The organism is Bradyrhizobium sp. Mp27, assembly GCF_029953005.1.
Lineage (GTDB): Bacteria > Pseudomonadota > Alphaproteobacteria > Rhizobiales > Xanthobacteraceae > Bradyrhizobium > Bradyrhizobium barranii.
On the sequence record NZ_JASAUS010000066.1, the window covers coordinates 23,974 to 45,834 of the forward strand.

Here is a 21,861-nt window from a genome sequence, read left to right on the forward strand (position 1 = left end):
TTCTCTCCCGGAAAAATCGTCCCTCGATGTACCGACTCAGAGAGAAAATGTCACCACCACATGGCCTGACCGGGACCCTGGGTTGCGTCACGGTCGGGCACGTTGCGGTCGAGCGAACGGTCGAGTGATGTCAGCACACTTCGCTTGAAATTCTCGAACAGCGGCGAATTGCGGTCGCGCGGCCGGCCGAGATTGATCTCGATCCGGTCGAACAGCCGGCCCGGCCGCGGCCGCATCACCAAAACGCGATCAGCCAGCACCACGGCCTCGTCGACGTCATGTGTGACGAGGATGAGCGTCGGCCGGGTGTCGGCCCAGAGGTCGAGCAAATGATCCTGGAGATCCCTGCGGGTGAAGGCGTCGAGCGCGGAGAACGGCTCGTCGAGCAGCAGCACTTCCGGTTGCGGCACCAGCGCACGCGCGATCGCGACACGCTGTGCCTGCCCGCCCGAGAGCTCGCGCGGCCAAGCCTGCGCCTTGTCGGCGAGGCCGACGCGGGCGAGCGCGCGCGCCACCTTCTCGCGCCGCTCAGCCGCGGGCAGGTCGGCAAGGCCGAAGCCGATATTGTCGGCGACGCTGAGCCAGGGCAAAAGCCGCGGCTCCTGGAAGATGATGCCGATTTTTGCGTGCGGCGAACTGATCGCCTCGCTGTCGAGCGTCACCGTGCCTGCGCTCGCGCGATCGAGGCCGGCAATGGCGCGCAAGAGCGTGGACTTGCCGCAGCCGGAGCCGCCGATGATGGCGACGATCTCGCCCTGTTTGATCTCGGCGGAAAAACGCGCCAGCGCCTGCACGCCGTTGGGATAGGTCTTGCTGACCCGGTCGAGCGCCAGCATCGCGTTACGCCCCCTTCGCGCGCCCGAAGGCGTCCTGCCAGCGCAGGAACGGCGCAGCCCCGACCTCGATCAGCCAGTCGGTGAGCTTGCCGAGGATGGCGAAGATCACGATCGCGGCCAAAATCTGCGCAGGCTTGCCGAGCTGCTGGCCGTCGAGCAGGAGATAGCCGAGGCCTTCGGAAGCGCCGATCAGCTCGGCTGCCACCACGAACATCCAGCCCAGACCAAGGCCGACGCGCAGGGACACCACATAGGCCGGCAGCACCGCGGGCAGCAGGATGCGGCGGATCATGGCGAACCCGGAGAGGCGGAAGGTGCGACCGACCTCGACGATCTTGCGATCGACGGAAAGGATCGCGCCCATCACGCCGAGATAGACCGGGAAGAACACGCCGACCGCGATCAGCGCGATCTTGGAGGTCTCGAAGATGCCGAGCCAGAGGATGAACAGCGGCACCCAGGCGAGCGAAGGGATCGCACGCAGCGCCTGCACAGTCGGATCAAGCAGCCGGCGTGCCAGCGACCAATAGCCGGAGATGGCGCCGAGCACGGTGCCTGCGACCACGCCGAAGGCGAAGCCGAGGCCGACTCGCCATAGCGTCGCGGCGATGTGGCGGACCAGCTCGCCGGAGCGCGCAAGCTCGGTGATGGTCGCAAACACGCGCGAGGGCGGCGGCACCAGACGGCCGTTGGACCAGCCGAGCCAGACCACAAGCTCCCAGCCGACCGCGAGGATGAGCGGCAGCAACAGTCCCAGCACCGGCCGCGCGTAGCGCGACAGCCGCGAGGGCGCGGCGGCGCTCTCGGCCGGTTCCGATGTCTGTTGCAGCACTGGCGCGTCGGAGATCATGGCCGGTAGGAAGCGCGTCTGGTCGGGGAATGCAACACTACTCTTGCCGCGCTTTCTTGCGTCGTCCCCGCGAAGGCGGGGACCCATAACCACAGGAAGGCATGGTTACGGGGACTCGAAGTGACCGCCTTCGCGCCAAACCACGCCCTGTGGTTATGGGTCCCGGGCTCGCTTCGCGCCCCGGGACGACAGTGGAGTTTGTTGCCGCAGCGAGCCTCTATCCACCTGCGTAGCCCGGATGGAGCGAAGCGCAATCCGGGGCCGTTGCCGCAGGAGAGCAGTCCCGGATTTCGCTGCGCTCCATCCGGGCTACAAGACACAGATCAATTCGTCGGCAGCGGGACCTGGTCGTCGATCAGGGCATCCAGCGTCGCCTTCACATCGACCTTAGCGTCGACGACACCGGCCTGCTGGAGGGCAAGGCCTGCGGCGAGGATCGACTCGCGCTGGGGCGCGCCGATGCGGCTGTGGGTGAGCTCGGTGCGCTCCTTGAGCTGCTTGTCGACGACGGCCTCCGGCAGCTTGGTCACGGCGATGAAGGTCTTCTTGAGATCATCGTAATTCGCCAGCGAATATTTGCGGGCCTCTTCATACACCGCGAGCACGCGGCGGGCGGCGTCCGGATAGTCCTTCAAGAACTGCTCGCGCACATTGAGGATGCCCCAGGTGTTGGCATCCGCCTTGCGGTAGAACAGTTTTGCACCTTCCTCGACCTCGGCCTGCGCCATCATCGGATCGAGGCCGGCCCAGGCGTCGACGTCGCCGCGGATCAGCGCGGTCTTGCCGTCGGCGTGCTGGAGCAGCACCGGCGTGATGTCCTTTTCGGTGAGGCCTGCACCGAGCAGCGCGCGCACCAGGAAGATGTGCGGATCGGTGCCGCGCGTCACGGCGACGCGCTTGCCCTTGAGATCGGCAACGCTCGCGATCTTGGAATCCTTTGATGTCACCAGCGCGGTCCACTCAGGACGCGAATAGACGTAGATCGACTTGATCGGGTTCCCGTTGATCTTCGCGACCAGCGCCGCCGAGCCCGCGGTCGAGCCGAAATCGATCGAGCCGGCGTTGAGGAATTCGAGCGCCTTGTTGGAGCCGGCCGACTGCACCCAAATGATGCTGATGCCGTCCTTGGCGAACTCCTTCTCCAGCAGACCCTTCTGCTTCAGGACCATCGACACCGGATTGTAGGTCGCCCAGTCGATGCGGATTTCCTTGAGCGGATCCGCCGCCCGTGCCGCAGGGGTCATGGCGAGCGCAACAGCGCCCGCCAACAGAATACGTCGTGTAATCCCGGTCATGCCCAGCCTCCTCAAAAACTTCATTGTTTTTCAATGAGTTATTTCTAGAGGTCAACGAGAAAATCGCTATCCCGAAAGCCCCTCAACCGAGAACGATTTTGCCCGAGGCCGGCCTTTTCCAGCATGGAACGACTATTGCCAGAGAATGGCGGGTGACAGCGCCTGTCACCTCTTATATCCGGTGAGACATGGACAGCGTCGCGACTGAGCACAAGGCCGAGGTGGACGATCGCTTCGACACCGCGCGGATCACCGCCGCGGTCGATGCGCTTGCCGAGAAGCATCAGGGACGTGAGGACACGTTCCGCACGGCCATGGCGCAAATGCTGAAGGCCGAGCTGATCGCAGCGCGCGCCGCGGCGCAGGCGATCCTGCTGAAGGACCGTCATGGAAGGCGCTGCGCCGAGCGGCTGTGCCACGTGCAGGACGAGATCATCCGCATCCTGTATTCGGCGGCGACCCGGCATCTCTACCGCTCGCCGATCCCGAGCGGCGCGGAGCGCATGGCGGTGGTCGCGACCGGCGGCTATGGCCGCGGCCTGATGGCGCCGGAATCTGACATCGATCTCCTGTTCATCCTGCCCTACAAGCAGACCGCCTGGGGTGAGCAGGTGGCTGAAGCCATTCTCTACTGTCTCTGGGACATGGGGCTGAAGGTCGGACACGCCACGCGCTCGGTCGATGAATCGATCCGGCAGGCGCGCGGCGACATGACCATCCGCACCGCGATTCTGGAAACGCGCTTCCTGACCGGCGACCAGCCGCTCTATGACGAACTGGTCGCGCGCTTCGACAAGGACGTGGTGCAGGGCACGGCGTCCGAATTCGTCACCGCAAAGCTCGCCGAGCGCGAGGAGCGCCACCGCCGCGGCGGCCAGTCGCGCTACCTGGTCGAGCCCAACGTCAAGGACGGCAAGGGCGCCCTGCGCGACCTGCACACGCTGTTCTGGATCGCCAAATACGTCTACCGCGTCCGTGATACCGACGAGCTGGTCGAGCGCGGCGTGTTCGACGCGCAGGAATACCGCACGTTTCGCCGCTGCGCCGACTTCCTCTGGTCGGTGCGCTGCAATCTGCACTTCTACTCCGGCCGCGCGGAGGAGCGCCTCTCCTTCGATCTCCAGCGCGAGATCGCGGTCCGGCTCGGCTACACTTCGCATCCCGGCATGCAGGACGTCGAGCGCTTCATGAAGCACTACTTCCTGGTCGCCAAGGAAGTCGGCAACCTCACCGCCATCCTCTGCGCCAAGCTCGAGGACCAGCAGGCCAAGCCCGCTCCGGTGCTGAGCCGGATGATGGCGCGGCTGCGCCCCGCCCCCGCGAAGCGCCGCGTCCCGGACAGCGACGACTTCCTCGTCGACAACAACCGCATCAACGTCGCCGCGCCCGACGTGTTCAAGCACGATCCGGTCAATTTGATCCGGATCTTCCGCCTGGCGCAGAAGAACAACCTCGCCTTCCATCCGGACGCGATGCGCGACGTGACGCGCTCGCTCGGACTGATCAACGCGCAGCTGCGCGAGAACCCGGAAGCCAACCGGCTGTTCATGGAGATCCTGACCTCCGACAACGCCGAGATCGTGCTGCGTCGGATGAACGAGACCGGCGTGCTCGGCCATTTCATCCGCGCCTTCGGCAAGATCGTCTCGATGATGCAGTTCAACATGTATCATCACTACACCGTCGACGAGCATCTGATCCGCTGCGTCGGCTTCCTGCAGGACATCGAGCGCGGCGGCATCGAGGAGTTCACGCTCGCCAGCGATCTCTTCCGCAAGATCCGGCCCGAGCACCGTGCGGTGATCTACATCACGACGCTGCTGCACGACATCGCCAAGGGAAGGCCGGAGGATCACTCGATCGCGGGCGCCAAGGTGGCGCGCCGGCTGTGCCCGCGGCTCGGCTTCAGCGCGGCCGACACCGAGCTCGTGGCCTGGCTGATCGAGGAGCATCTGACGATGTCCACGGTCGCGCAATCGCGAGACCTCTCCGACCGCAAGACCATCGAGAACTTCGCCGCCGTGGTGCAGTCGGTCGAGCAGATGAAATTGCTCACGATCCTGACCACCGCCGACATCCGCGGCGTCGGCCCGGGCGTGTGGAACGGCTGGAAGGCGCAGCTGCTGCGCTCGCTCTATTATGAGACCGAACCGGTGCTGACCGGCGGCTTCTCGGAAGTCGACCGCGGCAAGCGCCTGACGGCCGCCTACGCCGAATTCCGCATGGCCTTCGCCGAGTGGCCGGCGGACGAGCTCGATGCCTATATCGGCCGGCACTATCCCGCCTATTGGCTCAAGGTCGAACTGCCGCGCAAGATCCGCCATGCCCGCTTCGTCCGCTCCAGCGAACAGGCCGGCCACAAGCTCGCGATCAATGTCGGCTTCGACGAGGTGCGCGGCGTCACCGAGCTGACGATCTTCGCCGCCGACCATCCCTGGCTGCTCTCGATCATCGCCGGCGCCTGCGCCTCGGCCGGCGCCAACATCGTCGACGCGCAGATCTACACCACGACCGACGGCCGCGCGCTCGACACGATCTCGATCTCCAGGGAATACGATCGCGACGAGGACGAGGGCCGGCGCGCCACGCGCATCGGCGAGATGATCGAGGATGTGCTGGAAGGCAAGCTGCGTCTGCCCGAAGTTGTGGCGCGACGCACCGTGCGCAGCAAGGCGCGGCCGTTCGTGATCGAGCCGGAAGTGACCATCAACAACCAGTGGTCCGACCGCTACACGGTGATCGAGGTCTCCGGCCTCGACCGCCCCGGCCTGCTCTACGAGCTGACCACCGCGATCTCGAAGCTCAATCTGAACATCGCCTCGGCCCATGTCGCGACTTTCGGCGAGCGCGCCCGCGACGTGTTCTACGTCACCGACCTCCTGGGCGCACAGATCAACGCGCCGACGCGCCAGTCCGCAATCAAGAGCGCGCTGACCCACGTGATGGCCGGCGACAAGGCGATTGCTGCACCGGCGGCGTGAGGAGAGAGCTAAATCTCCACCCCCTCGTGCCGCAGCAGCCAGCGCTTCCGCTCCAGCCCGCCGCCGTACTTCACCAGCGAGCCATCCGCGCCGATCAGGCGGTGACAGGGCAGCACCACGCTGATCGGGTTTGAGCCGTTGGCATGGCCGACGGCACGAATGGCTTTGGGCATGTCGATCCTAGCGGCCATCGCGCCATAGCTCATCGTGGTGCCGGCGGGGATCTTTGCCAACGCGGTCCAGACCTTTTGCTGGAACGGCGTGCCGGCGACGCGCCATGCGACGCCCGAGAGCTGGCCGAGATCGCCTTCGAAGTAACCCGACAGCGCCGTCCGCATCTCCGCCGGCGCAGGCTGATCGCTCAGATCCACGGCGCCGTATTGCAGGCGCAGCAGCTCGCGCATGCGGTGCTCGTAGTCTTCCCAGTCGAGCGCACGCAAGGCGCCCTCGGCATCGGTGACGAGCAGCGCGATCCCGATCGGCGTCGTCAGACGATCGAGACCGAATCGTTCAGGCGGTTTGGTTGATCGAGCGGGCATTGCGACACCAGGCCATCGAAACACGCCATCGCACTTGCCATGCCGGCCGTGCTAACGTCCACCCGAAAGCTGACGCTTTGGGGGGCTCAACTTGATTCTGATCACCAATGTCCTGGTGGCGCTGGTCGCCGCACTGCACGCCTACTTCCTGATCCTGGAGATGTTTCTCTGGGACAAGCCGCTTGGCTTGAAGACATTCCGCAATACGCCTGAAAAGGCCGAGATCACGAAGGTGCTGGCTGCCAACCAAGGGCTCTATAACGGCTTCCTCGCCGCCGGCCTGATCTGGGGCCTCGTCCACGGCAACCCGGCCTTCGCGTTCCAGATCAAGGCATTCTTCCTGCTCTGCGTGATCGTGGCCGGCGCCTACGGTGCTATGACCGTCAGCACCCGCATCCTGCTCGTGCAGGCGCTGCCGGCGGCGATCGCGCTGGTTGCGCTGTTTCTGACCTGATTCTCGTGACCTGAGACGCTTCGGCGCAGCGTCGCGATCCTTGCGCGGCGCCGGACCTTCCTCCACACTCTCCGGCAGCGATGGCGACCGTTGCAATCAACGGGAAAAGACCGTCGACCGGAAATTCCGTCAGGAGGAACAACCAAGATGAACAATCGCAGAGCCTTCATAGCTGCCACGGCGGCGCTCGCCTTCGCGTTCTCCGCCAGCCAAGCCCCCTTCAATCAAGCCCTCGCCCAGAAGAAATATGACACCGGCGCGAGCGACACCGAGATCAAGATCGGCCAGACCGTGCCGTTCTCCGGCGCCTATTCCGTCTACGCCAATATCGGCAAGACCCAGGCCGCCTACTTCAAGATGATCAACGATCAGGGCGGCATCAACGGCCGCAAGATCAATTTGATCCAGTATGACGACGCCTATTCGCCGCCGAAGACGGTCGAGCAGGTGCGCAAGCTCGTCGAAGGCGACGAGGTGCTGTTCACCTTCCAGATCATCGGCACGGCCGCGAACGCCGCCGTGCAGAAATATCTCAACGGCAAGAAGATCCCGCAGCTGCTGGCCTCCACCGGCGCCGCACGCTTCAACGATCCGCAGAACTATCCCTGGACCATCGCCTACAATCCCAACTACGTGTCCGAGGGACGCATCTACGCCAAGTACATTCTCGCCAATCACCCCAATGCCAAGATCGGCGTGCTCTACCAGAATGACGACATGGGCCGCGACTATCTCGCCGGCCTCAAGAGCGGCCTCGGCGACAAGGCCGCCAAGATGATCGTCGGCGAAGTGTCCTACGAGGTCACCGACCCGACCGTCGACTCGCAGGTGGTCAAGCTGAAGTCGCTCGGCGCCGATCTTTTCTACGATGCCTCGACGCCGAAGTTCGCGGCGCAGGCCATCAAGAAGGTGGCCGAGCTCGGCTGGACGCCGGTGCACATCCTCGACATCAATGCGAGCCCGATCTCGGCGACGCTGAAGCCGGCCGGCCTCGACATCTCCAAGGGCATCATCTCGACCCAATACGGCAAGGAGCCGAGTGACCCGCAGTGGAAGGACGATCCGGGCGTGAAAGCCTTCTTCGCCTTCATGGACAAGTATTTCCCCGAAGGCGACAAGCTCAACACGGTCAACACCTACGCTTATTCGGTCGCCGAATTGCTGACGCAGGTGCTGAAACAGTGCGGCGACGACCTGTCGCGTGAGAACGTGATGAAGCAGGTCGCCAACATCAAGGACTTCACCCCGAGCTTCGCGCTGCCCGGCATCAAGATCAACACCGGACCGAACGATTATCGCGTCAACAAGCAGATGCAGATGATGAAGTTCAACGGCGAGCGTTGGGAGCTGTTCGGCCCGATCATCGAGGACAACGGCCCGGCGGGTTAGTAACTGCGTAGGGTGGATTAGCCCTGCAGATGCGCAAAGCGCATCTGCTCGGCGTAATCCACCTCTTCGACATCCGCGACAACAGAAGTGGTGGGTTACGCCTGGCGGACTGCGCTTCGCGCAGCCGCAAGGCTGCCCCACCCTACGAACTGCGCGTCTCCACCCACCTTGCGTTGCAGCAACGCCTCATCCACAATCGCCCTCAGCGGTGACGTCCTGTGCGCAAGAGCACCCGGGCAGATCATCGGCAATAACAAACTGAGGAAATTGCGAATGAGGAATGGAATGCTGCATCTGGCCACGGCAACGGCGCTGACTCTGGCGCTGTCGGTCTCTGCGGCCAGTGCCCAGAAAAAATATGATCCGGGTGCCAGCGACACCGAGATCAAGGTCGGACAAACCATGCCGTTTTCGGGACCGGCGTCGGCCTATTCGTCGATCGGCAAGACCCAGGCTGCCTATTTCAAGATGATCAACGACCAGGGCGGCATCAATGGTCGCAAGATCAACCTGATCCAATATGACGACGCCTATTCGCCGCCGAAGGCCGTGGAGCAGATCCGCAAGCTCGTCGAGAGCGACGAGGTGTTGCTGACCTTCCAGATCATCGGCACGCCCGTGAACGCGGCGGTGCAGAAATATCTTAATTCCAAGAAGGTGCCGCAGCTGTTCGCGGCCACCGGCGCCTCGCGGTTCACCGATCCGAAGAACTTCCCGTGGACCATGGGCTTCAATCCCAACTACTTCGTCGAAGGCCGCATCTACGGCCAGTACATTCTGAAGGAGCATCCGAACGCGAAGATCGGCGTGCTCTATCAGAACGACGACCTCGGCAAGGACTATCTGAACGGCATCAAGGCCGGCCTCGGCGACAAGGCCGCCAAGATGATCGTGACGGAAGCGTCCTACGAGGTGTCCGATCCAACCGTCGACTCGCAAATCCTCAAGATCAAGGACGCCGGTGCCGACCTGTTCTTCAGTGCGACGACGCCGAAGCAGGCCGCACAGGCGATCAAGAAGATCGCCGAGATGGGCTGGCATCCGGTGCAGATCGTCGACATCAACGCCACCTCGGTCGGCGCGGTGCTGAAGCCCGCTGGCCTTGATGCCGCCAAGGGCCTGATCAGCGTCAACTACGGCAAGGAACCGCTCGATCCGACCTGGAAGGACGACGCCGGCCTGAAGAGGTATTTCGACTTCATGGCCAAGTACTATCCGGACGGCGACAAGGATTCGAACTTCAACACCTACGGCTACAGCACGGCGCAGCTCCTGGTCCATGTGCTGAAGCAGTGCGGCGACGACCTGACGCGCGAGAACGTCATGAAGCAGGCGGCGTCGCTGAAGGACGTCACCAGCGACACCGCGCTGCCGGGCATCAAGGCCAACACCTCGGCGACCGACTACCGGGTTAACAAGCAGCTTCAGATGATGAAGTTCAACGGCGAACGCTGGGAGCTCTTCGGCCCGATCCTGGAGGACGCCGGCCCGGCGGGTTAGTGGTTGAATTTTGAAATGCGATCGGCGGCCTCTGGGCCGCCGATTTTTTTCTGAGGCTCCACCCAATCCATCACCGTCACCCTGAGGTGGCCGCCTCTTCGGCGGCCCTCGAAGGGTGACGGCCCGGCTGTTGCCGTGCGGAAGCATCGAGCCGTGCATCCTTCGAGGCTCGACCCACGATGCTTTCGCATCGCGGATCTCGCACCTCAGGATGACGGAAAGAGATCGACCCTACTCCGGTATCTCCTCAAAATTCTTCCCCACCGGCAGCACCGCGTGCCGGATCAGCCGTGAATCCTCCACCGCGGCCTGGCGATGCTTCACCGCTTCGCGATAGACGGGATCGCGGATCATCTCGACGAAGGCGGCAACGCTTGGATATTCGGCGATGAAGCAATGGTCCCAGCGCTCCTCTTGCGGGCCGATCAGCATCAGCTCGAACTTGCCCTGCCAGACGATGCGGCCGCCGAGGCGCTCGAACACCGGGCCGCTCTCGCGGCCATAGGCGGCATAGGCTTCCGCGCCGCTCGCCTTGCGGCCGTCGGGATAGGCCGCCTCTTCGCGCAAACGCACCAGATTGAGCATGTGGATCGGGCCGGGGCGGTCGTTGTCCCGGAACTGCGCAAAAATCTCCTTGCTCGGATCGATATGGCCCATGCCGGTTCCCTCTTGTTTTATGTCGGCGATCCTAGCTCTGCCGCCTGGCGAGCGGAACTGCGGCAGGCGAATGCCGCACCTCCTAATCTCGCGTTAAGCTCTGGGTAACCGGGCCTTAAACAGCGACCGGTAGCGTGCGGCGGAGCGGGCTGACCGGGCGTTTTGCGTATGGCGTGGGGAAAGAAAAAGGGTGGGCGGAAGGAGCCGTTGTTCGGCTTGCCTGCTGCGCTCGCCGATCTGCGCCTGACCGCGGCCGACCGTGTCCCCGGCGGCGAGGACAAGCCGAAGAAATCAACGAAATCATCCACCAAGCGCAAGAGCGAGGATGCCGGTGACGAGCCGCCGCGCGAGCGGAAGGCACAAGCCGGCCGCAGCGGCGCCAAGCGCCGGTCGAAATCGGGCGGAGGCTTCAGCCTCGGCCGCCTCGTCTATTGGGGTGCGGTGCTCGGCCTGTGGGGCGTGATCGCCGTGATCGGCGTCGTGATCTGGGTCGGCGCCCATCTGCCACCGATCCAGTCGCTGGAGATTCCCAAGCGCCCGCCGACGATCCAGATCGTCGGCATCGACGGCAGCATGCTGGCGCAGCGTGGCGAGATGGCCGGCGCCAACGTCTCGCTGAAGGACCTGCCGCCCTATCTGCCGAAGGCCTTCATCGCCATCGAGGACCGCCGCTTCTACTCGCATTTCGGCATCGACCCGATTGGCATCCTGCGGGCCCTCGTCACCAACGTGCTCCATCGCGGCGTCTCGCAGGGCGGCTCGACCTTGACGCAGCAGCTCGCGAAAAACCTGTTCCTGACCCAGGAGCGGACCATGGCGCGCAAGCTGCAGGAGGCGGAGCTCGCGATCTGGCTGGAGCGCAAGCATTCCAAGAACGAGATCCTGGAGCTCTATCTCAACCGCGTCTATTTCGGCTCGGGCGCCTATGGCGTCGAGGCCGCGGCGCAGAAATATTTCGGCAAGTCGGCGAAGGACGTCACCGTCGCCGAGGCCGCGATGCTGGCGGGCCTCGTCAAATCGCCGTCGCGGCTGGCGCCGAACCGCAATCCGGAAGGCGCGGAAGCGCGCGCACAGATCGTGCTCGCGGCGATGGCGGATGCCAGGTTCATCACCGAAGCACAGGCGCAGGCCTCGATCGGCCATCCCTCCTACAACGTGAAGCCGGCCGGAGCCGGCACGCTCAACTACGTCGCCGACTGGATCGGCGAGGTGCTGGACGATCTGGTCGGTCAGATCGACGAGAGCATCAAGGTCGAGACCACGATCGATCCGAAACTGCAGAGCGTGGCGGAAGCCGCCATCATCGACGAGCTCGCGGCCAAGAGCGTCAAGTTCAATGTCAGCCAGGGCGCGCTGGTGGCGATGACGCCCGACGGCGCGGTACGCGCCATGGTCGGCGGGCGGAACTATTCCGACAGCCAGTACAACCGCGCGGTCACCGCGAAACGCCAGCCGGGCTCCTCGTTCAAGCCGGTCGTATACCTGACCGCGCTCGAGCAGGGGCTGACGCCGGACACGGTGCGCCAGGACGCCCCGATCGAGGTCAAGGGCTGGAAGCCCGAGAACTACACCCACGAATATTTCGGCGCGGTGACGCTGACGCAGGGGCTGGCGATGTCGCTCAACACTGTCGCGATCCGCCTCGGTCTCGAGGTCGGGCCGAAGAACGTGGTGCGCACCGCGCACCGGCTCGGCATCTCCTCGAAGCTCGAGCCCAATGCCTCGATCGCGCTCGGCACCTCCGAAGTCTCGGTCGTCGAGCTGGTCGGCGCCTATGCCCCCTTCGCCAATGGCGGCTTCGCCGTGGCGCCGCACGTCGTCACGCGGATCAGGACGCTCAGTGGCAAGCTGCTCTACATGCGGCAAGCGGAAGAGCGCAACCAGGTGATCGACCCACGCTATGTCGGCATGATGAACACGATGATGCGGGAGACGCTGATATCAGGCACCGCCAAGAAGGCGGAGATCCCCGGCTGGCCGGCGGCCGGCAAGACCGGTACCAGCCAGGATTACCGCGACGCCTGGTTCATCGGCTACACCGCCAACCTCGTCACCGGCGTCTGGCTCGGCAATGACGACAACTCGCCGACCAAGAAGGCGACCGGCGGCGGCCTGCCCGTCGAAGTCTGGTCGCGCTTCATGCGTACGGCGCACGAGGGCGTGCCGGTGGCCGCCTTGCCGAACTCGCAAGCGAGCTGGGGCCTCTCGAACCTCGCGCAGGCAGCATCGCAGGTGTCGCCGCCGACAGCGGTGGCGCCCGGACCTGCACCGGTGACGAATGGCGGCTATCGCCCGCCTCCGACGCGCGCCAATGTGCGGCCGGAAGCCGCCGCAGGCCTCGATGGCTGGCTGATGGACCGGCTGTTCGGCGGAAATCGGTAGCTTCGAGCTGAGGTCCCGAGGGCCTCAAAACAAAAAACGCGAAAACAACCCCATGCACAGTAGCCGGTGATATCAGGCGCGCCGCGCGGTGGATTGTAGGAAACGTTTGATCCGGCGGGACAAATCGAGCGTGCCGCGCAATCGTCGCGAAGTATGGCGGGGATCGCGCAAAGCGCGCTGACGTCGCCCCACTCTCAACTGTCATTCCCCGCCACCGGGTCTCGCCTTCGTCGAGCCCGGTGACAGGCTCCAGCGGCGAATCCGGTACGCCGAGACGTCGAGATTCAAAACAGCTGCCGCGGCGTACTGGATCGCCCGCCTTCGCGGGGGGTGACAGATGCGGCCGGCAGCGTTTGCTCGGGCTGACATCGCGCCACGGCTTCGGCAAGTGCTGCCCAAGGCAAGTCCTGCCCACGGCAAGATTTACCGATGCCGAGATATCCCTGAACGCCAAAACACCAGTCTCTTCAAGGCTCCGACATTGGCCCAGGAATTGCTCTCTTAGGTTGAGTTCCGACAACTCGGGTTTAGTGGGAAGGAGCGTTCCATGATTGCAGGTCTATCCAGCGCGGCATTGCCCTATCTGCGTCCTGCATCAACGTCCGGTTCCAATGCGACAACGACATCAGATCTCCAGCCGGAGGCGTCGACTGCAACTGACGTTGCGACCAGCAGCCCCGGAATCAGCGTGTCGCAACTCAAGCCGCTGCAAGGCGCCAAGCCGATCTCGGTGGCGGATAACCCGGTCCTGCGCGACCTGATGGCAACGAATTGGCTGATGACCCACGGCGCGAACGCGACTGAACCGGCCGTCTCGGACGATGCACCTGAGAACACCTATGCCCAGGTGAAGGTTGACGGCAAGGTGGTGGCCACTCTGTACAATGGCGGGTCCTCGACGATGACCAACGCGGCGGCCGCAAAGATCGGCAAGCTCGAGGATCCTCCCGGTCTGAGTGGACCTGATCTGGCGCAATGGCGAGCCGACAATTACGCCAAGCTGCTTGGCGGCACCGTCGAAAAAGCGTCCACCGCGATCACGCAATCGCAATGGACACCACGTCAAAGCAGTTCTGCGGCCTATAGTCGCGATCAACTCGACGCGGCCTTCCAGGCGATGCTGGCCGAGGGCCAGAAGGCCGCCGCGCAACTGCAATCGTCCTATCTCGCCACACGCGCGCAGCCGGGGACAGGCGCAGATATCAGCGCTTGACCTGAGAGATGGTTTGAGGACGCGCGGCATCCGGGCGATGAATTTTGTCAAAGCACATCAAGCAAAATCATCCCGGCTAACGCCGAACAACGAGCAGACATCGTCGGCGTTCAACGCCCGCGATGTCGCGCGACGAGAGCTGATCGCCTTGGATAGTCCGATGTGTCGGTCGTTCGGGAAAATCGGGATGCGTGGCACGAGACGCACTGATGTCGCCCCGTCCTCCGCTGTCATTCCGCGCGAAAGCGGGGAATCCAGTAGGCCGCGGCGTCTCGGCTCAACAACATCGGTCTCTGGAATACTGGGTCGCCCGGTCAAGCCGGGCGACGACAGTGAGTGTTGGGCTAGCAGCGAGGCCTAATCTGCGACGAGGCCTAATCCTCGACGCCATAGCGGTGCAGGTCGTTGCCGTGCGTGTCGAGCCACTTCTTGGCGCGCTCCATCGACGGGCAGACCTTTCCGCAGACGCGCCAGAACCGCGCCGAGTGGTTCATCTCGACGAGATGGGCGACCTCGTGCGCGGCGAGGTAGTCGAGCACGTAGGGCGGCGCGAGGATCAGGCGCCAGGAGAACGACAGCGAGCCGGCCGAGGTGCAGGAGCCCCAACGGCTTGACTGATCGCGGATCGAGAGGCGCTTGACCCTGACGCCGAGCTCGACGGCATAGGCCTCCGCAGAGCGCTGGAGATCGTGGCGCGCCTCGCGCTTGAGGAAGTCGCTGACGCGGCGGTCGACATGCTCGACCCCGCCGGCAACGCAGAGAATGCGTTCACCGCTGTCGCGCACTTCCGTCCAGACCGTGCCGCGCGTGCCGGCACGATGAACGATACGATGCGGCGTGCCGCGTAACGGTATCACTGTGCCGGGTTGGAACGGCGCAGCCTTCGGCAAACGGCCGAGACGTGCGGCGATCCACGCGCCGTGACGCTGCGCGAAGTCCTTCGCTTCGACCAGCGTGCCGCGCGGCGGGATGGTGAGGATGGCTTCGCGATCGCTCGGATGAATTCTGAGCGTGTAGCGGCGCGCGCGGCGGTGCCGGCGCAATCGAATCGCAAAAAACTGCGATCCATGGGTGATGACCAGTGTCTTCGGCTCGTGGGGCCGCCGATAGAGGAGTGCGCGAGTCGCCATGTCTGTCAGTCCGGGGGGCAGGAGGGCGCCCGGATTCTGCCATAACTGCCGCCAGGGAAAGCGCTCGGCGCAAAAACAAATCATTTGCCCAATATACAGCGGTCTAGCGTCCGGGAGACCCTACAGACTGGGGTTGGAACCCGGTTTTTTCGCCCCCGCTGGACGCATGCGGCACCCCCAAGGGCTGAGGTAGGACTCACTCCTATAAGGCTACCTAAATACCGCGAATCTGGAGGGAACCAGCCCCTGCCGGAACCTCCGCCAGGGCACCGATTTTCAGCGGGAAAGCCGAAAAACGCGTCCAGAGCCGTTCCGATGGAATCGGAACGGTCCTGGATTCCTATTTTGACGCGTTTTCTTTACGCGAACCGGTCGCCACTTCGCTCGAAAACGCTCTATTCGGCCGCAAGAGCCTGCAACGAGCTCGGATTCGCAGCCGAGACCATGAAGTCATGGATGCGCGGCACGATTTCCGACTTGAAGCGCGAGCCGTTGAACACGCCGTAGTGTCCGACACCCTTCTGGACGTAATGAACGCGGCGATGATCGGGGATCGAGCTGCACAATGTGTGCGTTGCTTCGGTCTGACCGAGCCCGGAGATGTCGTCGTTCTCGCCTTCGACCGTCATCAGCGCCACGCGCGTGACCTTCGAGGGGTCGACGCGTGTTCCGCGATGGGTCATCTCGCCCTTCGGCAGCGAGTGCTTCACGAACACGGTGTCGACCGTCTGCAGATAATACTCGGCGGAGAGATCCATCACCGCGAGATATTCGTCGTAGAAGTCGCGATGCTTGTCGACGAGGTCGCCGTCGCCCTTCACCAGATTGGCGAACAGGCGCTTGTGGGCGTCCATGTGCCGGTCGAGGTTCATGCTGATGAACCCGTTGAGCTGCAGGAAGCCCGGATAGACGTCGCGCATCATGCCCGGATGCGGGAACGGCACCTTGGTGATGACTGTGTTGCGGAACCAGTCGATGCCGCGCTCCTGGGCGAGCTTGTTCACCCCGGTCGGATTGCGGCGGGTGTCGATCGGGCCGCCCATCAGCGTCATCGAGGTCGGCACGAAGGGGTCGCGCCGCGCTTCCATGATCGAGACGGCGGCAACGACGGGAACGGAGGGCTGGCACACCGCCATGACATGGGTGTTGCCACCAAGGACGTGCAGCATCTCGATGACGTAGTCGATGTAGTCGTCAAGATCGAAGCGGCCTTCGCTCAGGGGCACCATGCGGGCGTCGGCCCAATCGGTGATGTAGACCTCATGCGCCGGCAGGAAGGCCTCGACCGTGCCGCGCAGCAGCGTCGCGTAGTGGCCGGACATCGGCGCCACGATCAGCACGCGCGGCTGCGGGCTGCGCAAGGGACGGGCGAACTTGCGATCGAAGTAGAGCAGCTTGCAGAACGGCTTTTCCCAGACCGAGCGGACCTCGACGGGAACGCGGATGCCGTTGACCTCGGTGTCGTTGAGACCCCATTCCGGCTTGCCGTAACGGCGCGTGGTGCGTTCGAACAATTCGCAGGCCGCGGCGACGGACTTGCCGACCTCGGTGCGCGCCCACGGATTGAGGGGATTCTGAAACAGGAGCTTGGTCGCGTCGGTGACCGCACGCGCCGGATTGAGAGAGGCCTGCGCCATCTCGTACATCCAGTACATCGGCGTCGTCAGGACCGGACTGCCTTCGGCCGCCAGGGGCGGCGCGCCGCCGAACTCACCAATAGGCATCACTAGAATCCTCTTCGCATCGCAACATACTGCCGAATGCGTAATATTGCGTCAATGCATGGTTCCGTACATCTACGTAGCCGGAACGGCTAAATCAGCCTGAATCCACGGGAAAGTGAGATTATTCACCGCTCGAGAGCAGCGAGCCGTGTTTCTTGGCGCTCCGCAAAAGGGCAAGGAATGCCCCAAAAGATGCAACCAGCAGCACCGCATTGATGGCCAACGCACGCAACATCAGATCGGTCCGGAAGGTTTGTTCGATCAGGAGCGCCCGCATTCCCTCGAACACATAGGTCGGCGGCAGCGACCAGGCGACGTATTGCAGCCATCCCGGCAGCACGCTGACGGGATAGTAGACGCAGGCGAGCGGCATGACCGCAAACATCAGGGTCCAGACGATGCTCTCGGCGCCAAGGCCGTTTCGCAAGACCAGCCCCGAGACGAAGATGCCGACCGCCCAGCTCGTGAAGATCAGATTGCAGAAGAACGCGATCAGCGGCAGGCCGAGGGCATAGACGTTGAAGTGAAACAGGAACAGCGCGAGCAGCGTCATCGGGATGACGCCGATCGCGAGCCGGATCATGCTCATGATCATCAGCGACAGCAGAAACTCGATCGGCTTCAAGGGGCTCATCATGAGGTTGCCGATGTTGCGCGCCCACATCTCCTCGAGGAACGAGATCGAAAAGCCGAGCTGGCCACGGAACAGGATGTCCCAGAGGATGACCGCGCCGATCAGCGTGCCGCCGGCGCGCGCGAAGAAATTGGCGTTCTCGGCGATGTAGAGCTGGAGAAAGCCCCAGGTGATGACCTGGAGCGCGGGCCAATAAAGCAGCTCGAGCAGCCGCGGCCAGGACGACATCAACAGGTACCAGTAGCGCAGGATCATCGCGCCGATGCGATGGATGGAAACGCCGCGGTGGAGCGAGAGCTCGGTCATGGCTGCGCCCCGTAGCCCGGATGGGGTCCCGTCATTCCGGGGCGCGCGGAGCGCGAGCCCGGAATCCATAACCATAGGCGGCGATTGTGGTGCGAGACTGGTAACCCCGAGTCTTCGCCAAATTCAATTCTGTGGTTATGGATCCCGGGCTCGCGACTATGTCGCGCCCCGGGATGACAGATTCCATCCGGGCTACGGCTCCGCATGCTCATCTTGCCGCCTCCTTCGCACCGTTCGCCCGCCCGCGCGCGACGTCCAGGAACACCTCCTCCAGCGTGGTGCGGTTGTAGCGCGCCATGATGGCCTCCGGCGTGTCGTCGTCCTCGATGCGGCCGCGCTTCATGATGATGACGCGGTCGCAGAGACGCTCGACCTCGAGCATGTTGTGCGAGGCCAGAAGGATGGTGGCGTTGTTCTCCTTGCGATAGCGCTCCATATGCGCCCGCACCCAGTCGGCTGTATCCGGGTCGAGCGAGGCGGTGGGCTCGTCCAGCAGCAGCAGCTCGGGCTGGTTGATCAGCGCCTTCGCCAGCGCGACGCGGGTCTTCTGCCCGGCGGAGAGCTTGCCGTTGGCGCGGTCGATGAATTCGGTGAGATCAAGCTCGTCGGCCAGCCTGGCGATGCGATCGGAGACGTTCTTCACCGCATAGAGCTTGCCGAACACGGTGAGGTTCTGCCGCACCGTGAGCCGCATCGGCATGTCGACATAGGGGCTCTCGAAATTCATCCGCCCCAGTACCGCCGCGCTCTCCTCCGGCATCCGATGCCCGAGCACCTGCACGCGGCCGGAGGTCGGCAGCACCAGGCCCATGATCATCGCGATGGTCGTGGTCTTGCCGGCGCCGTTGCCGCCCAGGAGCCCGGTGATGCTGCCACGCGGCAGCGAAAAGGAGATATCGTCGACGGCGCGGGTCTGCTTGTAGACCTTGACGAGGTGATCGACCGCAATGGCCGCAGAGGAGCCGCGCTCCGCGACAGTCGGCGGACTTGAAGCTTTGTCGTTCCCGGTCATGCTAGCCGTTCTTCTGCTATTGCAGCGGATAGCGCAAGGCTTGTAATCCGGGTGGTTCCGCGAGCCCCGCGTTTGTGACCGAGAAGGCACCGCCACATTGGCCGAGATGACTGAGACTGCCGATACCGACTTCCGCCACGCACAGCGGCATATCCGCCTGGACACGATCCTGCGGCTGCGCTGGCTGGCGGTGCTCGGCCAGCTCGCGGCGATCTTCATCGTGGCGCAGGGGCTGGAGTTCAACGTCGAGATCGTCCCCTGCGTCAGCATCATCGCGCTGTCGGCGGCGCTCAACCTGGCGCTCCAGACCGTGTCCAATCCGCTGCAACGGCTGGAGCCGATGCAGGCGGCCGGACTGCTCGCGCTGAACATCGTGGAGCTGGCGGGGCTCTTGTTCTTCACCGGCGGACTGCAGAACCCGTTCTCCTTCCTGTTCCTCGCGCCCGTGCTGATCTCGGCCACGGCGCTGCCGGCCCGCCTCACCTTCGGCCTTGGCCTGCTCGCGGTGGCCTGTGCCTCGGTCCTGTTCTTCTTCCATCTGCCGCTGCCCTGGGATTCCGACGATCCCCTGGTGCTGCCGCCGATTTATCTCATCGGCATCTGGCTCTCGATCGTGCTCGCGATCGGCGTCACCAGCCTCTACTCGTTCCAGGTGACGGAGGAGGCGCGCAAGCTCGCCGACGCGCTGGCTGCGACCGAGCTGGTGCTGACACGCGAGCAGCATCTGACCCAGCTCGACGGCCTGGCTGCCGCAGCCGCGCACGAGCTCGGCACGCCGCTCGCGACCATCTTCCTGATCTCGCGCGAGCTGGAAAAGACGGTGAAGGACCCGAGTTTCGCCGCCGACCTGAAAACCCTGCGCGAGCAGACCCAGCGCTGCCGCGACATCTTGAGCAAGATCACCCAGCTTTCCTCCGAAGGCGCGCCGTTCGACCGCATGAAAATGTCGGAGCTGATCGAGGAGGTGGTGGCCCCGCACCGCGATTTCGGCGTCGACATCAAGGTGCGGATCGCGGTGGCGGCCTTCGCCGAGCCGATCGGCTCGCGCAACCCGGCGATCCTCTACGGCGTCGGCAACATCGTCGAGAACGCGGTCGATTTCGCCCGCACCACCGTCGAGGTGAATGCATGGTGGAACAAGGACACGATCGAGCTCGTGATCTCCGACGACGGCCCGGGCATTCCGCCCGACATCCTTAACCGGATCGGCGAGCCCTATTTGTCGCGGCGGCGCAATCTGGATGACGGCGGCGGCGAGCGGCGCGGGCTCGGGCTTGGCGTGTTCATCGCCCGCACCTTGCTGGAACGCACCGGGGCCAAGGTCTCGTTTACCAACCGGACCTTTCCGGAACACGGTGCTGTGGTTCACATCAATTGGCCGAGGGAGCGTTTTGAGACTATCGAGACGCTCGAAGAAACAATAGGATAGGCCGCGACCTTGCGTCGCACAGCAGGGCCGATCGACTATTTGCGGCCTTGGCACCGCCTGATTGCGACGCCATATGTAGATGTGCAGAGAGAGGACAACACCTTGAACGCCATCGCCGAACTGAACGAACAGACCGATCGCTCGCTTCTCATCGTGGAGGACGACAAGCCGTTCCTGGAGCGGTTGTCGCGCGCGATGGAGACCCGTGGCTTTGCGGTGACGTCGTGTGACACCGTCTCGGATGGCCTCGCGCAGATCGGCAAGGCCGCGCCAGCCTTCGCCGTGGTGGATCTGCGGCTCGGCGACGGCAATGGTCTCGACGTCGTCTCCGCGCTGAAGAAGAAGCGCCCCGAAGCCCGCGCGATCGTGCTGACCGGCTATGGCAACATCGCCACCGCCGTGACCGCCGTGAAGATGGGCGCGATCGATTATCTCTCGAAGCCCGCGGATGCCGACGACGTGGTCGCCGCGCTGCTCTCGACCAGCTCGGAGAAATCCGAGTTGCCGACCAACCCGATGTCGGCCGACCGCGTCCGCTGGGAGCACATCCAGCGCATCTACGAGATGTGCAACCGCAACGTCTCGGAGACGGCGCGCAGGCTGAATATGCACCGTCGTACGTTGCAGCGGATTCTGGCCAAGCGCGCGCCGCGGTAACGGTCTCGTAGGGTGGGCAAAGGCGCGTAGCGTCGTGCCCACCAACTCTGCTTCAATTTTGATTGGCTTGGATGGTGGGCACGCTACGCTTTGCCCACCCTACGGCGTCCGCGTTCGCCGCGCCGTTATTCCCAAAAATCCGCGTGGCCCTGCGGGTCGACCAGACGGTTGATCCGCAGCGCTGCCGCCATCGCGAAACGCACCGTCATCTGCTTGCGCGTGGCGGCGGCGATCTTGTGCTCGGGCGCCTCGCAGTGCATGTGCGCGCCATAGGCGTCCGCAATGATCAGGCCGGTGTCTTGCGGGAAGATCTCGCACGGCAGATCCTGCGTGAAGGCGAAGAACAGCCGGTCGCAATGGGCGCGGTATTCGTGCCATTTCTGGTCGGCACGCAAATCCTCGACCGACGATTTGATCTCCACGATCCAGATCTCGCCGCGCTCGTTCAGCGCCACCAGATCGGCGCGCCGGCCCGACGGCAGCGGTAGTTCGCTGATGCAGGTAAAGCCGAGCGAGCGCAGCAGCCGCGCCGTGCCGCGCGCGATCGCCAGCGCCGTCTCGGACTGGCGGCGGTCGGGCGGCGGAACCAGGGCGATGTTGCGGGCGGTGCTGTCCATGGGGGGAGCTTAGCCGATTCCGGTGGGTGCGGACACTGCCCGATAGAAGAGGCGAGCCGCGACCTCACACTCCCTGTCGTCCCCGCGAACGCGGGGACCCATAACCACAGTGAGGAGTTGTGGGGCGAGCGGGTAACTCCGAGTCTCCCCGTGGGTCGGTCAAAATCCCCCGGGTATGGTCACTTGAAACTCCCCCACCTGATGATCGCCGTCAGCGCCGCTGAACAGCAGTAGCCGGTCAGGCAGGACGTTTATG

General features: G+C 64.1%; 18 protein-coding genes. 8 read left to right on the plus strand and 10 right to left on the minus strand.

The window, feature by feature from the left end; genetic code table 11:
* Positions 1–50: 50 nt before the first annotated feature.
* From QJT78_RS28240 to QJT78_RS28250, 3 genes are all read right to left on the minus strand, one after another.
* A complete protein-coding gene (locus QJT78_RS28240; protein ID WP_028149374.1) occupies positions 51–836 on the minus strand; it encodes an ABC transporter ATP-binding protein in 786 nt (261 codons plus the stop codon).
* Between the two features lie 4 nt (positions 837–840).
* The gene (locus QJT78_RS28245; RefSeq protein ID WP_028149373.1) at positions 841–1,686 is read right to left on the minus strand and encodes an ABC transporter permease; all 846 of its coding nucleotides are present in this window, start codon (positions 1,684–1,686) and stop codon (positions 841–843) included.
* A gap of 323 nt (positions 1,687–2,009) precedes the next feature.
* Positions 2,010–2,981 (minus strand): aliphatic sulfonate ABC transporter substrate-binding protein, encoded by a 972-nt coding sequence (locus tag QJT78_RS28250; protein WP_038943838.1) that lies wholly within the window; start codon positions 2,979–2,981, stop codon positions 2,010–2,012.
* Positions 2,982–3,169: 188 nt separating this feature from the next.
* On the opposite strand from QJT78_RS28250, the gene QJT78_RS28255 reads away from it, so the two are divergent.
* Positions 3,170–5,962: a [protein-PII] uridylyltransferase gene (locus QJT78_RS28255; RefSeq protein WP_028149371.1), complete on the plus strand. Its 2,793-nt coding sequence runs from the start codon at positions 3,170–3,172 to the stop codon at positions 5,960–5,962.
* Positions 5,963–5,970: 8 nt separating this feature from the next.
* On the opposite strand, the gene QJT78_RS28260 is transcribed toward QJT78_RS28255, so the two are convergent.
* Complete coding sequence (locus tag QJT78_RS28260; protein WP_028149370.1) at positions 5,971–6,501, minus strand: methylated-DNA--[protein]-cysteine S-methyltransferase; 531 nt, start codon at positions 6,499–6,501, stop codon at positions 5,971–5,973.
* A 97-nt stretch (positions 6,502–6,598) separates the two neighbouring features.
* Between QJT78_RS28260 and QJT78_RS28265 the strand changes: the two genes are divergently transcribed.
* The 3 genes from QJT78_RS28265 to QJT78_RS28275 all read left to right on the plus strand — a co-directional run bounded on the left by QJT78_RS28265 (position 6,599) and on the right by QJT78_RS28275 (position 9,844).
* Positions 6,599–6,955 carry a DUF1304 domain-containing protein gene (locus tag QJT78_RS28265; RefSeq protein WP_193376107.1) on the plus strand — a complete coding sequence of 119 codons (357 nt, stop codon included), beginning with the start codon at positions 6,599–6,601 and terminating at the stop codon, positions 6,953–6,955.
* A gap of 147 nt (positions 6,956–7,102) precedes the next feature.
* The gene (locus QJT78_RS28270) at positions 7,103–8,344 is read left to right on the plus strand and encodes an ABC transporter substrate-binding protein (RefSeq protein ID WP_028149368.1); all 1,242 of its coding nucleotides are present in this window, start codon (positions 7,103–7,105) and stop codon (positions 8,342–8,344) included.
* A 273-nt stretch (positions 8,345–8,617) separates the two neighbouring features.
* On the plus strand, positions 8,618–9,844 hold the full coding sequence (locus QJT78_RS28275) for an ABC transporter substrate-binding protein (protein ID WP_038943840.1): 1,227 nt from the start codon (positions 8,618–8,620) through the stop codon (positions 9,842–9,844).
* 231 nt (positions 9,845–10,075) lie between these two features.
* Here the strand turns inward: QJT78_RS28275 and QJT78_RS28280 are convergent, their stop codons facing one another.
* A complete protein-coding gene (locus QJT78_RS28280; protein WP_281460374.1) occupies positions 10,076–10,501 on the minus strand; it encodes a DUF1330 domain-containing protein in 426 nt (141 codons plus the stop codon).
* A 168-nt stretch (positions 10,502–10,669) separates the two neighbouring features.
* Here QJT78_RS28280 and QJT78_RS28285 point away from each other — a divergent pair, with 168 nt between their 5' ends.
* The gene (locus QJT78_RS28285) at positions 10,670–12,883 is read left to right on the plus strand and encodes a penicillin-binding protein 1A (RefSeq protein WP_281460375.1); all 2,214 of its coding nucleotides are present in this window, start codon (positions 10,670–10,672) and stop codon (positions 12,881–12,883) included.
* A 547-nt stretch (positions 12,884–13,430) separates the two neighbouring features.
* The gene (locus tag QJT78_RS28290) at positions 13,431–14,096 is read left to right on the plus strand and encodes a hypothetical protein (RefSeq protein ID WP_028149364.1); all 666 of its coding nucleotides are present in this window, start codon (positions 13,431–13,433) and stop codon (positions 14,094–14,096) included.
* A gap of 374 nt (positions 14,097–14,470) precedes the next feature.
* On the opposite strand, the gene QJT78_RS28295 is transcribed toward QJT78_RS28290, so the two are convergent.
* The 4 genes from QJT78_RS28295 to QJT78_RS28310 form a co-directional block, all read right to left on the minus strand.
* Positions 14,471–15,310, minus strand: coding sequence for a SprT family zinc-dependent metalloprotease (locus tag QJT78_RS28295; protein ID WP_028149363.1), 840 nt, complete (start codon positions 15,308–15,310; stop codon positions 14,471–14,473).
* Positions 15,311–15,621: 311 nt separating this feature from the next.
* Positions 15,622–16,950, minus strand: coding sequence for a polyhydroxyalkanoate depolymerase (gene phaZ / locus QJT78_RS28300; protein WP_028149362.1), 1,329 nt, complete (start codon positions 16,948–16,950; stop codon positions 15,622–15,624).
* Between the two features lie 121 nt (positions 16,951–17,071).
* The gene (locus QJT78_RS28305; protein WP_028149361.1) at positions 17,072–17,890 is read right to left on the minus strand and encodes an ABC transporter permease; all 819 of its coding nucleotides are present in this window, start codon (positions 17,888–17,890) and stop codon (positions 17,072–17,074) included.
* 208 nt (positions 17,891–18,098) lie between these two features.
* Complete coding sequence (locus tag QJT78_RS28310; protein ID WP_028149360.1) at positions 18,099–18,902, minus strand: ABC transporter ATP-binding protein; 804 nt, start codon at positions 18,900–18,902, stop codon at positions 18,099–18,101.
* Between the two features lie 106 nt (positions 18,903–19,008).
* Here QJT78_RS28310 and QJT78_RS28315 point away from each other — a divergent pair, with 106 nt between their 5' ends.
* Both QJT78_RS28315 and QJT78_RS28320 read left to right on the plus strand, forming a co-directional pair.
* Complete coding sequence (locus QJT78_RS28315; RefSeq protein WP_028149359.1) at positions 19,009–20,331, plus strand: ActS/PrrB/RegB family redox-sensitive histidine kinase; 1,323 nt, start codon at positions 19,009–19,011, stop codon at positions 20,329–20,331.
* 102 nt (positions 20,332–20,433) lie between these two features.
* On the plus strand, positions 20,434–20,988 hold the full coding sequence (locus QJT78_RS28320; RefSeq protein WP_014491094.1) for an ActR/PrrA/RegA family redox response regulator transcription factor: 555 nt from the start codon (positions 20,434–20,436) through the stop codon (positions 20,986–20,988).
* Positions 20,989–21,113: 125 nt separating this feature from the next.
* Here QJT78_RS28320 and QJT78_RS28325 read toward each other — a convergent pair whose 3' ends face one another.
* Positions 21,114–21,605, minus strand: a complete 492-nt coding sequence (locus tag QJT78_RS28325; protein WP_028149358.1) for an MmcB family DNA repair protein — start codon at positions 21,603–21,605, stop codon at positions 21,114–21,116.
* Positions 21,606–21,861: the final 256 nt, after the last annotated feature.

Bases quoted from the DNA above. Each gene is read 5' to 3' on its own strand.
- QJT78_RS28240 (WP_028149374.1), bottom strand. From the start codon at position 836: ATGCTGGCGCTCGACCGGGTCAGCAAGACCTATCCCAACGGCGTGCAG.
- QJT78_RS28245 (WP_028149373.1), bottom strand. From the start codon at position 1,686: ATGATCTCCGACGCGCCAGTGCTGCAACAGACATCGGAACCGGCCGAG.
- QJT78_RS28250 (WP_038943838.1), bottom strand. From the start codon at position 2,981: ATGACCGGGATTACACGACGTATTCTGTTGGCGGGCGCTGTTGCGCTC.
- QJT78_RS28255 (WP_028149371.1), top strand. From the start codon at position 3,170: ATGGACAGCGTCGCGACTGAGCACAAGGCCGAGGTGGACGATCGCTTC.
- QJT78_RS28260 (WP_028149370.1), bottom strand. From the start codon at position 6,501: ATGCCCGCTCGATCAACCAAACCGCCTGAACGATTCGGTCTCGATCGT.
- QJT78_RS28270 (WP_028149368.1), top strand. From the start codon at position 7,103: ATGAACAATCGCAGAGCCTTCATAGCTGCCACGGCGGCGCTCGCCTTC.
- QJT78_RS28275 (WP_038943840.1), top strand. From the start codon at position 8,618: ATGAGGAATGGAATGCTGCATCTGGCCACGGCAACGGCGCTGACTCTG.
- QJT78_RS28280 (WP_281460374.1), bottom strand. From the start codon at position 10,501: ATGGGCCATATCGATCCGAGCAAGGAGATTTTTGCGCAGTTCCGGGAC.
- QJT78_RS28285 (WP_281460375.1), top strand. From the start codon at position 10,670: ATGGCGTGGGGAAAGAAAAAGGGTGGGCGGAAGGAGCCGTTGTTCGGC.
- QJT78_RS28290 (WP_028149364.1), top strand. From the start codon at position 13,431: ATGATTGCAGGTCTATCCAGCGCGGCATTGCCCTATCTGCGTCCTGCA.
- QJT78_RS28295 (WP_028149363.1), bottom strand. From the start codon at position 15,310: ATGATTTGTTTTTGCGCCGAGCGCTTTCCCTGGCGGCAGTTATGGCAG.
- phaZ (WP_028149362.1), bottom strand. From the start codon at position 16,950: ATGCCTATTGGTGAGTTCGGCGGCGCGCCGCCCCTGGCGGCCGAAGGC.
- QJT78_RS28305 (WP_028149361.1), bottom strand. From the start codon at position 17,890: ATGACCGAGCTCTCGCTCCACCGCGGCGTTTCCATCCATCGCATCGGC.
- QJT78_RS28310 (WP_028149360.1), bottom strand. From the start codon at position 18,902: ATGACCGGGAACGACAAAGCTTCAAGTCCGCCGACTGTCGCGGAGCGC.
- QJT78_RS28315 (WP_028149359.1), top strand. From the start codon at position 19,009: ATGACTGAGACTGCCGATACCGACTTCCGCCACGCACAGCGGCATATC.
- QJT78_RS28325 (WP_028149358.1), bottom strand. From the start codon at position 21,605: ATGGACAGCACCGCCCGCAACATCGCCCTGGTTCCGCCGCCCGACCGC.